The 15,288-nt window shown below is 34.0% G+C and carries 7 protein-coding genes; 3 read left to right on the top strand and 4 right to left on the bottom strand.

Annotated features, from left to right (window positions below):
* Window positions 1-10 precede the first annotated feature (10 nt).
* The gene (zwf, locus tag AC0608_RS06985) at window positions 11-1,555 is read left to right on the top strand and encodes a glucose-6-phosphate dehydrogenase (RefSeq protein ID WP_478288574.1); all 1,545 of its coding nucleotides are present in this window, start codon (window positions 11-13) and stop codon (window positions 1,553-1,555) included.
* On the top strand, window positions 1,539-2,255 hold the full coding sequence (pgl, locus tag AC0608_RS06980) for a 6-phosphogluconolactonase (RefSeq protein WP_478288573.1): 717 nt from the start codon (window positions 1,539-1,541) through the stop codon (window positions 2,253-2,255). Before zwf ends, pgl begins: the two co-directional genes overlap by 17 nt.
* 838 nt (window positions 2,256-3,093) lie before the next feature.
* On the opposite strand, the gene AC0608_RS06975 is transcribed toward pgl, so the two are convergent.
* Both AC0608_RS06975 and AC0608_RS06970 read right to left on the bottom strand, forming a co-directional pair.
* Entirely contained in the window at window positions 3,094-3,540 is a 447-nt protein-coding gene (locus AC0608_RS06975; RefSeq protein ID WP_417961475.1) for a tellurite resistance TerB family protein, read from the bottom strand.
* A 113-nt stretch (window positions 3,541-3,653) separates the two neighbouring features.
* Entirely contained in the window at window positions 3,654-4,706 is a 1,053-nt protein-coding gene (locus tag AC0608_RS06970) for an alpha/beta hydrolase family protein (protein WP_478288572.1), read from the bottom strand.
* Between the two features lie 924 nt (window positions 4,707-5,630).
* Between AC0608_RS06970 and katG the strand changes: the two genes are divergently transcribed.
* Window positions 5,631-7,883 carry a catalase/peroxidase HPI gene (gene katG / locus AC0608_RS06965; protein WP_478288571.1) on the top strand — a complete coding sequence of 751 codons (2,253 nt, stop codon included), beginning with the start codon at window positions 5,631-5,633 and terminating at the stop codon, window positions 7,881-7,883.
* A 221-nt stretch (window positions 7,884-8,104) separates the two neighbouring features.
* Here the strand turns inward: katG and AC0608_RS06960 are convergent, their stop codons facing one another.
* Both AC0608_RS06960 and AC0608_RS06955 read right to left on the bottom strand, forming a co-directional pair.
* The gene (locus tag AC0608_RS06960; RefSeq protein ID WP_478288570.1) at window positions 8,105-9,100 is read right to left on the bottom strand and encodes a PorP/SprF family type IX secretion system membrane protein; all 996 of its coding nucleotides are present in this window, start codon (window positions 9,098-9,100) and stop codon (window positions 8,105-8,107) included.
* Window positions 9,101-9,110: 10 nt separating this feature from the next.
* Window positions 9,111-15,212 carry a PKD domain-containing protein gene (locus tag AC0608_RS06955; RefSeq protein WP_478288569.1) on the bottom strand — a complete coding sequence of 2,034 codons (6,102 nt, stop codon included), beginning with the start codon at window positions 15,210-15,212 and terminating at the stop codon, window positions 9,111-9,113.
* Window positions 15,213-15,288: the final 76 nt, after the last annotated feature.

Raw genomic sequence — 15,288 nt, 5'->3', positions numbered from 1 at the left:
ATGGAATAAAATGAATAATCTCGATACTATAAGGCCAACCATCATTCTTGTTTTTGGGGCAACAGGCGATTTAGCAAAAAGAAAGCTTTTCCCTGCCTTTTATAATCTTTATCTTGATGGTCGAATGCCAGAAAAGTTTGAGATCATTGCGCTTGGAAGAGCAAAAAAAGACGATGAGACCTATAGAAGCGATGTGAGTAATAACCTAACAGCGTTTTCCAGAAATAAAATAACCTCTGATAAAGCCTATCAGAAATTTGCTTCTCATATCACTTATTTACAAAATGATATCGACCAAGAAGAATCATTTCAGATACTGAAATTAAGGTTGGATGCCATAGATTTGTCTTTTGGAGAACGTGGTAACAGGCTTTTTTACCTGTCAATAGCACCCTCTTTAATTGCAACGATCTCTAACAATATTAAAAAATTAGACCTTGCCGCTAATCCGGAACAGGATCGCATCATTATTGAAAAACCTTTTGGTTACAATAAAAGTTCTGCAGAGTTACTAAATAAGCTATTGTCAGAAACCTTTGAAGAAAAACAGATTTACAGAATAGATCACTATCTGGGCAAAGAAACTGTGCAGAATATTCTGGCTTTCCGCTTTGGAAATTCAATGTTTGAGCCACTCTGGAACCGTAATTTTATTGATTCTATACAGATTACTGTTGCAGAAGAAGTTGGGGTTGAAGACCGTGGCGGTTTTTATGAAGGTGCCGGAGCATTAAGGGATATGATACAAAACCATCTGATGCAAATTTTAACCATGGTAGCGATGGAAGCCCCCAATTCATTGCAAGCAGATGAAATCAGAAACCGCAAAGCTGACGTTTTAAAAGCGATACGTCGCATAACTCCTGAGGAAGTAAAACATTACACAGTAAGGGGTCAGTATGATAAGGGATTAATAAAAGACAAATCTGTACCTGGATATTTGCAAGAAAAAGGAGTTGCATCCAATTCTAATACAGAAACATTTGTAGCGATGAAATTTTACCTAGATAACTGGCGCTGGCAGGGTGTTCCGTTTTATGTTCGAACGGGCAAAAGAATGAAAGAAAAACAATCCTCTATCGTCATACAGTTCAATCCGGTAACCCATTCTACCTTTTCTTTTGGAAAAGAAAATATGATGCCAAACCGCTTAATTATAAACATTCAGCCAGCTATGGATATTCGGTTGCAGTTTATGACAAAAAAACCGGGCCTGTCTCTTTCGCTAAAACCTGCTGAGATGGTGTTTGATTATTTTTCATGCTCTACACAATCACCTGAAGCTTATGAAACACTATTACTGGATGCTTTGCAGGGAGACCCCACATTATTTATGCGTTCGGATCAGGTTGAAGAAGCTTGGGATGTAGTAACAACCATTCAGGAAGCCTGGGAAAATGATAAATTTTCAAGTTTATATAAATATGAAGCCGGCGGCTGGGGACCTGAGGCAGCAAATGAATTACTAGCCCGACAGGGTCATGCTTGGGCATCAAACACACTTAATGACATAGAACAAGAAGAAAAAAAAGTAACAAATGGTAAGTATTTTTAATAATAAAGAAGAAATAGCACCCTACGCAGCCAATATATTTATAGCTGCTGCACAAAAGGCAATACAGAATCGGGGACGCTTTTTAGTGGTGCTTACTGGCGGTTCTTCTCCTGTATCCATGTACAAGCTTTTGGCAACACCCCAATACAAAACAAAAATAGATTGGGATAATGTTTTTGTTTTTTGGGGTGACGAGCGTTGGGTGGCGCTTGATGATTCACGCAGTAACGCAAAAATGTCCTACGATTACCTGCTCAGTCATGTTGGTATACCAAAAAGCAACGTATTTCCTATGTATAAGGAAGGTTTTTCACCTGAGGAATATGCTTTAGAATATGAAAAATTAATTAAAAGTCTTACAGGAGAAGAAGGGCAATTTGACCTTATTTTATTAGGAATGGGCGATGATGGCCATACCGCTTCACTTTTTCCGGGTGAAGCCGTATTACAAGAAAATGACAAATGGGTATCGGCCTATTATCTTGAGTCGCAAAGTATGTATCGAATAACGCTAACGGCGTCTATCATCAATAAAGCGAAGGAAATTGTGGTTGTAACTTTTGGAGAAAATAAAGCGCATGCCTTAAACCAAGTTTTATATGGAGATTACAATCCCGAAAAATACCCGATGCAATTAATTAAACCTATTGATGGAAAATTGTTGTTTTTGACCGATCAGGCTGCTATAAGTAATCAATGATAGTATGTCGAAAAATGGTAGTATTATCTTCAAACAAGTAAGATCATATTCGACTAAATATGAATGTGCTAATTTTATCGATGTAAAAAGTTAAGAACAAAATCTTAATTTTAAATTATAAAAAAGCATGTGAAATTTATGGCTTAGCTTTTAAAGTAAAGTTGTTAAATTGGGTTATGAGACTGATCACTTCACAGAAAGGGAAAAAATTAATTATAAAAAAGTAGCTTGACTTAACGTGTGATTTTTATTTGCATATCCAGTAACGATGTATAGCTTGAATGCGCAAATATAAAGCTACTAATTCAGTGCAAGTGAAATTTAAAAACAAAAAAAAATCATTTAAAAAAACAAAATAAAAAATATTCTTTTTATTTAGTGCAATTAAAAAAATTATAACTCTTTATAAATTAATATTTTACATTTTTTTAGTTAATGAAAACCTACTTTATTCCAAGTGATAAAATTTAATTATCAAATAATTCAGAAGTAAATACAATAACGTTCCTACTACAGCAAGTGTAACAATACAACTTATCAGGTTTAATAAAATATTAGGAATAAACTTCAAGCGAGGATGTGTGATTAATGGCTCCCGATGTAGTCTTTCGTAGATATTTTCCTTTACTTTTTTGATTTTCTTTTTGATAGCCTATTATGATTTAAAGAAAAAGGTTAGTAAATATTTCTTCTCTTTTCTAATGTGATTCTAAATTACATAATAAATTCAATATAAATAGATTCTAAAATAAAAAAAGAGCATTTCGAATTGAAATACTCTTTTAATTTATTAAAATTATTATTGTTAATAATTATATCCTTAATTTGAGGTAATTGTTTAAATTCCTCTAATATTCCCTTTATTCTTCAAGAAAATGACTTCAATTATTTTACTAGTCATTCCAGCATCTAATTTTAGTTGTTTAGATAAAACTTCAATTACATTTTTTTCTTCTTTCTCTAGTGTACCGTCAGCAAGTAATACTTCAAGTGCAAGAGCAAACACCGTTTCTTTATCACCATCCTCAATTAATTCACAACACGCAGAAATATATTTTAATTGCCCTAATTCTGCTCTTAAATTGAATGCTTTAGCGCAAAGAGGCGCGATGTCTACTTTAATAAATTTTTCTTTGGAATGTAACACTCTTGATAATGTTGCTGTTTCCGAATCTGTTATTTGATTGTCAGCAGAAATACAAGAATATAAAATGCCAACCCAAGCTTCAAACTCTGAGATTACAGGATTATGTTCACTATTATTAATATTTTGAAATGAGCTCATGTTTTTATTTTTTTTTAAAGTTACAGCTAACATCCCCAAGGAACATTGAATTTAGTAATAAATTATGATTTACAATTAACTAAATTCATTAAAAATTCATGACAAGAATATTACTATTTATCTATTAAGGAAACAATGTGCTCTTTTATAATTTTATATTGAGTGTCAATAATCGACTGGTTGCAGCCATGTGCAGCTCCTGGGACTAAAAAGAATTCTTTTTTTGGAGCTTTTATTTTATCAAAATAAGATATGGTGATTTCCTTTGGAGTTAAAATATCTTCCTCTCCCTGAATCAAATATATTGGAATTTTAAAATTTAAACCACTTTCTAAAAAATTTATAGAACCAATAATTCCTTTAATCCCGATTTGTTTATGGCCAATATAATTTATAAAGGAATAATCATCCCCATCTTCCCTATCCTTACTATCCATTGCATTATCATATTTTGAGGCAATTTTCCACCAAGAATTAGGAACTGGAATTGAATTTTTTCTTTCGTATTTTTTTATAATTCGAAAAAGTTGGCCTGCGTTTTTAGCATTAGTATAAGGAGGGATTCCAATAGATCGAAGCGTATCAATGGACTCTTGGTCATAAGCCTTTTGAGCCATTTTATATATTTTATCATAACTAACCAGTAAGTTTTCGCTTGGATTAACAATTTGAGAGTGCCCCACGTATGCATGGAAAAGAGCTGGATTTTTCAAAGCCATTTTAGTTCCTAAAACGGAACCCCATGATGTTCCTAAAATTATGATTTTTTTTGTTCCAAGATACTGGATGAGATATTTTGAAAGTGCAATCCCATCATCCGTCATTTGCTCGACTGACAATGGATTTTCTACCCAATAGTCTTCATTAATTTCCACAGGCGCATTTCGTCCAAAAGTCCTCCCACTACCTCTTTGATCCCACTGCACTAGTATAAAGTTTTTTTCCCAACCGCCATATATCGTATTATCATATGGACTCATCGTGCTACCTGGACCACCATGAAGAAATAAAATAACGGGTTTTGAATGGTCATCCCCATTAATTGTAATCCATTGTTCAATGCCACCAATCGTAATAAATTTTTCTTCATGTATGGATTTATTTTGGGCAAGTATTGATATGGGAAGTAATAGATAAAGTAAAATAATTAAGTTATATTTTTTCATAAAATTAATTTTAAAAAGGGTATAAATATTCCTAAATTATTGATTAGACACCTCGTCTTTAATTTGTTACAATAAAATATAAAAAATTACTAAATAATTTTATAAGTATTAAACTAACACAACCTAAACCCTTAATTCTGCTAAGCTATTGATGGGGCAAATAGTTATTTTTAAAGCGTACCATACATATAAATCAGTAATGCAATTTTTAGTGCTTTATGTTACTAAATAATCAATTCTCAATCCGTTTCGCTAAACGCTGCTATCATTTGGATTAATTCGAATGCTCCTGTAAAATCTATAGTATATTTATCTAATAGTAGAACTCTATTTACAATCATCGCTATATCTACTGTCTATTCTCCCAATGTAATACAATTTACTGATTGTTGTATGACCTTTACTATCCACTCTGCTTTATTTTGAGTTGCTCAATTAACTAATAACACGATATTCCCTTTATAAAAATTTTTATTATTGCTTCCAGCAGTAAATAGATTTTTATAATACTTAAGCTTGATTTACTATTGTATTAATCATATCCAGAATGTAAAGAAGTAAGTCTTTTTATAAATACTTACTTCTTTGGAGATAATTAAAAAATTTAAAGGTACTAAATTTTAAAAAAACTATTGAAAATCAAACCATTATATATTAATAGTATCTCAAACATAAAAATAATTCGATAAGCCGTTGTTGAAATTGAATTTAAAAAATTTATCAATATCAAACTAATTACCAACTTATTCCTATTAATGCTCAATATTTGATTTATAGAACTTTAATATCCTTAATTATAGTTTTCGATTGTTCATCGCTTAGCTAACGTCAACTATCTGTATAGTTTTTATCTATTAAAAAATAATTTAGATACGGATCTTTATATGTAATTTCGCTGTCAAGAAAACTAAAATTAAGTATAATATGGAAAATAACACAAATGCAGGTACAACGTCCTACAATGTGAACAGTGAAAGTAAATGTCCATTTAATCATGGTGCAAGTGCTGGTACTCCTGCAAAGCAAAGCGCTGGTTCTGCTCCCGCAAATCGTGATTGGTGGCCAAATGAATTAAAATTAAACATCTTACGCCAACACTCTGCACTATCAAACCCAATGGGAGAAACTTTCAATTATGCGGAAGAGTTCAAATCTTTAGATTTTGCTGCTTTGAAGCAAGATATCTTAGATTTAATGACAACTTCGCAAGATTGGTGGCCAGCAGATTATGGATTTTATGGAGGATTATTCATTAGAATGGCATGGCACAGTGCAGGAACCTATCGCATCGCTGACGGACGCGGAGGATCAGGTGCTGGAACACAACGTTTTGCACCATTAAACAGTTGGCCAGATAATGCTAATTTAGATAAAGCACGTTTGTTGCTTTGGCCAATTAAACAAAAATATGGCAGAAAAATTTCTTGGGCTGATTTATTTATTTTAACAGGTAACTGTGCTCTAGAGTCAGCTGGTTTTGAAACTTTTGGTTTCGCTGGCGGACGTGAAGATGTGTGGGAACCAAATGAGGATATATATTGGGGTTCAGAGCGTGAATGGTTAGGAGACAATCGTTACAATGGAGAACGTGAATTAGAACAACCTCTTGCTGCAGTTCAAATGGGATTAATATATGTAAATCCGGAAGGACCTAATGGAAACCCAGATCCTGTATTAGCAGCTCATGATATTCGTGAAACTTTTGCCCGTATGGCAATGAATGATGAAGAAACGGTTGCATTAAGTGCGGGTGGTCACACTCTAGGTAAAACTCATGGCGCAGCAGATCCAGAGAAATATGTTAGTGCTGAACCTGCAGGAGCAACTATCGAAGAACAGAGTCAAGGTTGGAAAAACAGTTACGGGACTGGTAATGGTGGAGATACAATTACTAGTGGTTTAGAAGGTGCATGGACTACTACTCCGAATAAATGGAGTAATAATTATTTTGAAAATTTATTTGGATTTGAGTGGGAATTAACTAAAAGTCCAGCAGGTGCTCATCAGTGGAGACCCAAAGATGGCGCAGGTGCAGGTTTAGTACCAGATGCACATGATGCTTCAAAAAGTCATCAGCCGTTTATGTTAACTACAGATCTTTCCCTACGATTTGATCCTGCTTATGAAAAAATTTCAAGACGTTTTTTAGCCAATCCATCAGAATTTAATGATGCATTTGCTAGAGCATGGTTCAAACTTACACACCGAGATATGGGTCCAAAAACTCGTTATTTAGGACCTGAAGTTCCTGCTGAAGAATTAATTTGGCAAGATCCTATTCCAGTAGTAACACATGAATTGATAAATGATCAAGATATTGCTTCTTTAAAAGCAACTATTTTGGCCTCAGGATTATCAGTTTCTCAACTGGTATCAGCTGCTTGGGCTTCTGCATCAACTTTCCGTGGTTCCGATAAACGTGGTGGTGCTAATGGTGCACGTATTCGTTTAGAACCTCAAAAAGATTGGAAAGTAAATAATCCTTCTCAATTAGAAAAAGTATTAAATACACTTGATAAAATTCAAAAGGATTTCAACAGTGCTAATTTTGGCGGTAAGCAAGTTTCAATTGCTGATTTAATAGTTTTAGGTGGAAGTGCAGGAATAGAACAAGCAGCAAAAAATGCTGATTATGATGTTAGAGTACCATTCACTCCGGGTAGAACTGATGCTTTACAAGAACAAACTGATGTAGCATCATTTGCAGTTCTTGAGCCACAAGCAGATGGTTTCCGTAATTATGTTAAGACAAAATATACGGTTTCAGCAGAAGAACTACTTATCGATAAAGCACAATTGTTAACATTAACAGTACCTGAAATGACAGCTCTTGTTGGTGGTATGCGTGTGTTAAACACAAATTTTGATCACTCCCAAACTGGAGTTTTTACAAAACGCCCAGAGGCTTTAACGAATGATTTCTTTGTAAACTTACTTGATTTAGGTACAACTTGGAAAGCAGTTTCAGAATCTGACGATGCATTTGTAGGTACAGATCGCAAAACTGGTGCAATTAAATGGGTTGGAACTCGAGTAGATCTTATTTTTGGCTCTAACTCAGAGTTAAGAGCCATTGCTGAGGTTTATGGTTGTGTAGATTCACAAGAAAAGTTTGTTAAAGACTTTATTGCTGCGTGGACTAAGGTGATGAACCTTGACCGATTTGACTTAGTTTAATTTTAGATTTTATAATTTGTTAAGAAAGGAGATCTGGCAACAGATCTCCTTTTTATTTTTAAAATTATCATGTCTTAGAATAATGATATCAAAAAAATTAATATCAAAGTAATCATAAATTCTACAAAGCTAAATCTTAAAGGCTGTACTGTCTCTTAAAAGCTACAAATCGTTAGTAAAATTTAAAAAAGTGTTTTTTATACAATCGAAAAACATTAAAATTAATAATAGTTGGGACACCCAAAACATTTAATCACCAAATCAAATTGATATATAACTGATAATTCAAAAATTCCACCTGTTTTTCCTATTTTAGAAGTATTAAAATCATAGGAATACCCAAATTTAAAATGTTCATATTGCAAACCTCCAAAAGCATTTATAGAGGTTAAAAAGTGACTGTTATTGACTTTTTTTCCAGGATTTGTTGCAAAACTGGCTCCAAAGAAAAACTTTTCAAAAACTAGGCCTGTACCTAAATCAAATCTACTATACTCCCCTTGAGTCATATAATTAGACGTAAGAAGCATTTTTGTTTCATAAGGCAAAGCTGTAATGTCAATATAATCCCCGAGTTTAAATTCATATCCTGCATTTGCAGAGAAAAAGAGTTCCAGTGGGACATTACCAAAGGTAGAAAATGAAATATTAGGCTTATTAAGATGTTTTAGAGAAAGGCCAAACCAAGTGTTTTCATTATTGAAAAGCATTCCTGCCGAAAAGTCAAAGAAAGTTACTTTTTCATTTAAAACTAATGGATCTACACTGGAAGAATTTATAGTTCCTAAACCTATATTAATTTGGTCCTCTAAAATAATATTCTGAAAACCAAACGATTTATTTCCAAAACCAATTTCAATTGCGGGTCTAAAAAACCATTCATCTGACAACTGTACCCGATACGCATAATCGAGATTGACTTGAGTGAAGTTATAATCTGTAAATTTCTCTCTGTGATTTAAAACACTTATTCCAATCCCGCTATTTGCATTTTCCAACCATGTGTTTATAAAACCGTAATCCGTATCTACTCTAAAATTCAAATCTGGCCATTGTGTTCTGTGTAATATTCCTGCTTTAGTGGTTTCTAAAAATCCGGTAAATCCTGGATTCAAAGTTTCTGGGACCATGAAATATTGGGTAAAAATGGGATCCTGTGCTTTTACATTCAAAGAAAAAATCAAGAAAATGACTACCATTACTGTTTTTATTTTCATTACAACATCCTTATTTAATTAGTATAAAAGCACCATCATCGTTTACCGCAGTTCCATAAAAGGTAATTGCTTTTACTTTGAAATAATAATTCCCATTCTCCGAATTCTTTTCTTTTATTCTACCGTCCCAGCCGTATAAAGTTTCCCCTTTTTCTGAATAAATCAATTCTCCCCAAGTATCGTATACATCTAGATGAAGTGATTTCAACCCTTCAAAAACAGGCTTGAAAGTTTCATTTATTCCATCTCCATTTGGAGTAAAACCATTGGGAACTTGTAACTTATAACCTTTGTCAATTATTAATGTTACTATATAGGTATGAATACATCCAAACTTATCTGTAATCATTTGTTTAACTACATAATTTCCTTCTTTAACGAAAGTATGAAGTGGATTTTCCTCGCTGGAAAAGCTTCCATCTCCAAAATCCCAAGTTATATTAATATGATTAACACTAGCTGTATTAGTAAATTGAATCGGATCAATAATAGAGAAAACTCCAAATGTTGAATAGGCATAAGAACTTGTTATATAAGAAGTTGATCCTAGTACTGGAATAGCAACATTTAACGTATAATTTGCCCTACAACCTAAACTATCCGTAACGCCCAGAATAACAGTTCCATTTTGATTCGTATTCATCATTTCATTATTGAGTCCGCTTACTATTCCGCTTGACCATAGTAATTGATATGGAGGTACTCCGCCTGAAACTTGTGCTTTAAAGATCTGTTTTACCGATTTTGCTTCACAATTAAAATCAGTTTTTGTTTCTACTCCAATCGTAATTGGTAGTTGCCTGTTAATAACATACTCGGCAGTTTTTGAACAGCCCCTGTTATCAGTCACCGTGATCAAATAATTTCCTGCTGTAATTGCAAATAAATCTTCGGTTGTAGTTCCATTTGACCATGAATAAGTAAATGGTGGGGTCCCACCAGCAACCACCAAATTGATTGCACCACTATTAGCGTTATCGCAATCAAATGCTTGAGTAACATTTGCAGAAAGAGCTAATTTTTGTGGCTCCATTATTACAAATGTTCGAGTTATGATACAAGGCTTACTGTCGGTTATGGTTACAGTATAAGAACCGGGGCCCAGATTATTTCTAGTCAAACCAGCCGTACTTCCATCATTCCATACCAGTTTTAGTGGAGTAATCCCTCCTACTAAATTTAGATTTATACTGCCGTCATTCGTTCCAAAACAAGAAATTTGTTTCACTATTGGATTGATGGTAAAAATGGGCACTTCGGCTATGTTTACATTTAATGTAGTAACACAATTCAAAGCATCAGTAACTGTCACTTGATAATCCCCCGCCGAAAGGTTGTCTTGAAATAGACTGGTTGCTAAGTTACTCCATTCAATTTTATAAGGGGTATTACCTCCAGACACATCAATTTTAATTGATGCATTATTATCACCATAACACTTAATTGGGGTAGTTGTTGCCCTTATTATGATTTCTGAAGATTCTTTTACGTTAACCAATAGCTTTTTGGTGCAACTTGAATTATCCGTTACTGTTAAGACATAAGTCCCTGCGAAAACAGCTCTTAGATTTTTATTGGTACTTGTAAATCCGTTTGGTCCTGTCCAAGCATAATTATAATCAAAAACACCCGCAGAAATCTGGATTGGTGACCCTCCAACTACATCAATATCAACAGCTCCAGTCGCAGCTCCAAAACATAAAACATTAGTCTGACTTACTAAATTTAAAACTAAAATAGGTGGCTCAGTAATGGTAAAAGTAGCTATTACTGGCCCACAATTATTACTATCAGAAACGGAAACAGCATATACGCCCGGACTTAAACTCGATAAATCTTCAGTGTTAGCAAATGGTAAATTATCTTTAGTCCAAATATACTTATAATTTACAGTTCCTCCCGTTATTGTAATTGCTATTGCTCCATTGGCATTACCAAAACAGGTAATGTCTTTTTCTAAATCGGTAGTAATAACGATGGCATCTGGCGCTATAATTTTATAATTTTTTGAAAAAGTACAACCCCCATCATCGTTAACAGAAAGAATATAATCTCCTGCCTGCAGGTTAGAAATACTTGCTGTATTAGCTGTAAATCCGTTTGGCCCTATCCAGGAAATTAAGTAAGGGTCACCAATGTTAAAAGGAACTCCTCCAGTTAAATCAATTTTAATTGAACCATTATTAATACCAAAACAACTACTATTTGTGATGTTACTATTAAGGCTTACCAATGGGTTTACGGTTACAATAATAATAAAATCAGTGCCAACACAAGTACCTGAAGTGGGTGTAATAGTGTAAGTGACTGTTGCCGGATTAGTTGTAGTATTAATTAATGTTTGGCTGATATTGTTTTGAGGTATGGTCATTGCAAGAGCTCCACTAACTGCATTAGAAGGATTAATTAATGGAGCTGACCAAGTATACGTGGTTCCACTTGGCACGGTATCTCCGTTTAAATTATCTGGCGTAATTGTAAAGGCTTTATTGCTGCATATTACTGCACTTTTGTTAGCAATTACAATATTTTGATTAATTTTAACCTCAACAATAGCAGAGCCTAAAACAGAACATCCCCCAGTAGACAAAGTAATAATACAATAATAATACGTTGTTCCAACTGCTATAGCGGGTGGATTGAAACTATCATTTGTTGCTCCTGAAATTGCAGAACTCCCTATTGTAGAGTTAGTAGTATTAGAATACCATTGGTATTGTGGCGGACCAACTCCATTACTGTAAGCTACTTTTAAAAGTGTTGGTGTGCCTCCTAAACATAATATACTGGAGGAGGGTTGCAAAGTAATTGTGGGTGCACGATTTATAATTATGGTTCCAACATTACTTGAAGTATTACAGCCCAAACTACTTTGCGAAATTTCACAATAATAATATAGTGTCCCTAATACTGTTGTAGGTGGTGTAAAAGCAGCATTTGTTGCTCCAACTAATAAAGTCCCGCCGGTATTTGAATTTGTCACATTCGAAAACCATTGGTAATTTACAATACCAACACTAACGTCTCCAGAGGCGATCACTGATAAATCTGCTGGGATAACATTTTGACATAACGTTTGCATTGGCAATGGTTGTGAAGTAATAATGGGGGCTGAAACAATTTTTACTTCTGCTGGATTACTTGTTATTGGACCACATCCACTTCCTGATAATGTTATGACAACATAGAAGTAATTTATTCCTGAAAAAGTTAAAACTGCCGGAATGTAACTTGAATTCGTAGCACCCGGAATTAGGGTCCCTCCACTATTTCCATTGGTTGTGTTTGAAAACCATTGGTAATTTGGAATTCCTGTACCACCAGAATAACTTATTTTTAATGGAGTACTTATTGTACTTCCTACACATAGATTTTGCGATGTAGTTGGCTGTAAAGTAATTGTTGCACCAGCTGTAATTGTAATATTTGCAATAGTAGAAGTGATGCTAGAGCAGCCTCCTGAAACGCCTAACGTAATAATGCAGTAATAATAAATTGTTCCAATTGATGCATTCGATGGCTGAAAAGAAGCATTAGTTTCTCCTGAAATTGGATTTCCGGTAATTGTATTATTGTTTAGATTTGAATACCATTGGTACGTTGGTGTCCCTGATGAAGTATTTAAAACAACCGATAATACATTAAGTGTTCCATTTTGGCAAATAGTACTTGAAGACGGCTGGGTTGTGATATTGGGAGCTGGGTTTACAGTAACAACATAATTTACTACTGCTCCTGAGCATCCGTTTAATATGGGAGTAATGGCATAAGTAACGGTCCCTACTGTAGTATTTGTTGTTGAAATAGTTTGTACAGGAATTGTATTCGTTGTACCGGAAGCCATAAAACCGGTGATTCCTGCAGTTGCTGTTGCCGTCCAAGAAAAAGTAGTCCCAACAATATCAGCAGTTAAATTTACTAAAGTCGTTTGAGAACCTGAGCAAATAGTTTCAGTTAGGGCTGTATTCGTTAAAGCCGGGGCTGTACTTACTGAAAACATTTTAGTAGCGGTTGTAGAAACACCACATTCATTAGTTACTGTTAATGAAACCGTATAATTTCCCGAAGTATTATAAGTAATAGGTTCAGGAATAGCAGCGGTTGCAGTTGCTGGAGTACCACCAGGAAAACTCCAAGCATAAGATAATACACTAGAAACAGGTGCGCATCCTTGTACTACAGCCGTTGGTGAAATAATTGCTGTCCCACAAGCATTTGGAATCGTATTTAGGATTACTATTGGTGGGGTTTTTATAGTTATATTTTGATTAACACTAGTACTTCCACAAGAATTAGTTACAGTTAATTTTAAAGTATAGGTTCCTGGATTTACAAAATTAAAAGATGGACTAGCTGACGTTGCAGTTGTTCCACCAGTATATGTATAAGATGAAACTATACCACAATTTGCTGCGGTGTAAGTAACACTCCATAAATAGGTTGGGGGAACACAGGCATTAGTAATATTGGTAGTATTGGTAGTCGTTACTACTAAAGGTGAGCAACCTGAATTTGTATTTATTGTAAATTGTGGAACTAAAGGACTTTCAATACAAATCTGTTGGGTTTTGGTGGATTTACCGCAGTAACCTTCCGCCGTTAGGGTTACTGTATAATTCCCCGGAGTTGTATAAATATGATTACTATTTTTAACTGATTGCTGTTCAGGAGAACCATCGCCAAAATTCCATGTATAAATAGAATCCTGATTACAATTCTGATTAAACCCTGATACCGTAGTATTTGTAAATAAGACATTTGTATTCGAACAAACGTTAGCTGGAACTGTAAAATTTGCGACTGGTTTTAAAAATACACTAATATTAGAAACTGTAGCTGTAGTAAAACCACAAGCATTTGTTACCGATAATTTAACTATAAATTCACTTTTGGGACAGTTTGAAGTTGTATATAAATGTGGAATCAAATAATTGGCTGATGCGGAAGGATTTGCAGCATTATATTGCAAAGAAGTTTCTAATTCACTTTGTGTAAGATGCACAATTGTTGAATTATCACCATAATCAATGTCATAAACGGTCCCTATAGAATTATTTCCCCAAGCTGAAATTGCAAAATCTATATTTGCAGTTGGAGCACATAAATTAGTGGTACTACCCGGACTTACAATTCCACCAGAAGGATTGGTAACATTTTTAACAACATACGTCTTAGAGTTACTACATCCGTTATCGCCTAGAGCTGTAATAATCATATTATAGGCTCCTAATTTAATGTAAGTATGCGTTTGTGGAAAAGTAGTAAAATTTGACGCCGAACTACCATCGCCCCAATCTATTGTATAAGAAGTAATACAAGTAGAAACAGAATTATTTCCTACAGATATACTATAGCTAGGAATTAATGCTGAAGCATTCTGACAGTTACTAAAGGCAGCGAATGAACTGTTATTATCTTTAAAATTTATATCGGGCTTTTGTTTTACAGTTACATTGCGGGTTGTAGAAACTGAACATCCTCCGCTAGTATCCGTAACAATTAATTTTACTATAAATGTTTGTGTACTACAACCCAATGCTATAAATGAATGGTTTGGATCTTTACTTGTGGAAATAAAACCATCTCCAAAATCCCAAGTATAAGTATATGTCCCGGATCCTACTGCATTAGAAATAAACGGAACAGTAGTCCCTGAACAATTATTATCATTGGCAAATGAAAAATCAACAACTGGCAAATCATTTACCTTTATTCCTACTGTACCAGTTTGCCCTTGTGAAGCATTAGAATCATCTTTGATACTAACCAATGTATATTCAAAATTTCCGGTTACTGTAGTAGGTATGTTAATTTTTAGAATATCCCCTATTGATTGAGCACTTACAATATCTGCACCACCATTAATTTTATAAATAAATGTATAAGGAGCAACCCCTCCACCACCAGTAAAAGTTACTACAGGCTGAATCCCATTAATACAAACCGCCGTTACATTCGTTGTTATTGTTGCTATGGGTAATACTACGTTTTTAGCATCTTTTTTTACACTTATCGTATCTATTCCTGAATGTAGATTATTATTTTTTGCATTTAAATTATTAATTAAAAATATTAAAATAAAAAGGAAAATAATTTTGTAATAGTGTTTCATAGCTGGATTTTAAATTAACCACGTTCAAAATCATTTCATGTAGGAAAAAAGATCTTTCTTTTACAAATATAGCATA

It is taken from the genome of Flavobacterium sp. GNP008 (genome assembly GCF_056428965.1).
This window is presented reverse-complemented; position numbering and strand designations above follow the sequence as displayed.

Excerpts from the sequence above, each read along its gene's own strand:
- zwf (WP_478288574.1), top strand. The coding sequence starts at position 11 with ATGAATAATCTCGATACTATAAGGCCAACCATCATTCTTGTTTTTGGG.
- pgl (WP_478288573.1), top strand. The coding sequence starts at position 1,539 with ATGGTAAGTATTTTTAATAATAAAGAAGAAATAGCACCCTACGCAGCC.
- AC0608_RS06975 (WP_417961475.1), bottom strand. The coding sequence starts at position 3,540 with ATGAGCTCATTTCAAAATATTAATAATAGTGAACATAATCCTGTAATC.
- AC0608_RS06970 (WP_478288572.1), bottom strand. The coding sequence starts at position 4,706 with ATGAAAAAATATAACTTAATTATTTTACTTTATCTATTACTTCCCATA.
- katG (WP_478288571.1), top strand. The coding sequence starts at position 5,631 with ATGGAAAATAACACAAATGCAGGTACAACGTCCTACAATGTGAACAGT.
- AC0608_RS06960 (WP_478288570.1), bottom strand. The coding sequence starts at position 9,100 with ATGAAAATAAAAACAGTAATGGTAGTCATTTTCTTGATTTTTTCTTTG.
- AC0608_RS06955 (WP_478288569.1), bottom strand. The coding sequence starts at position 15,212 with ATGAAACACTATTACAAAATTATTTTCCTTTTTATTTTAATATTTTTA.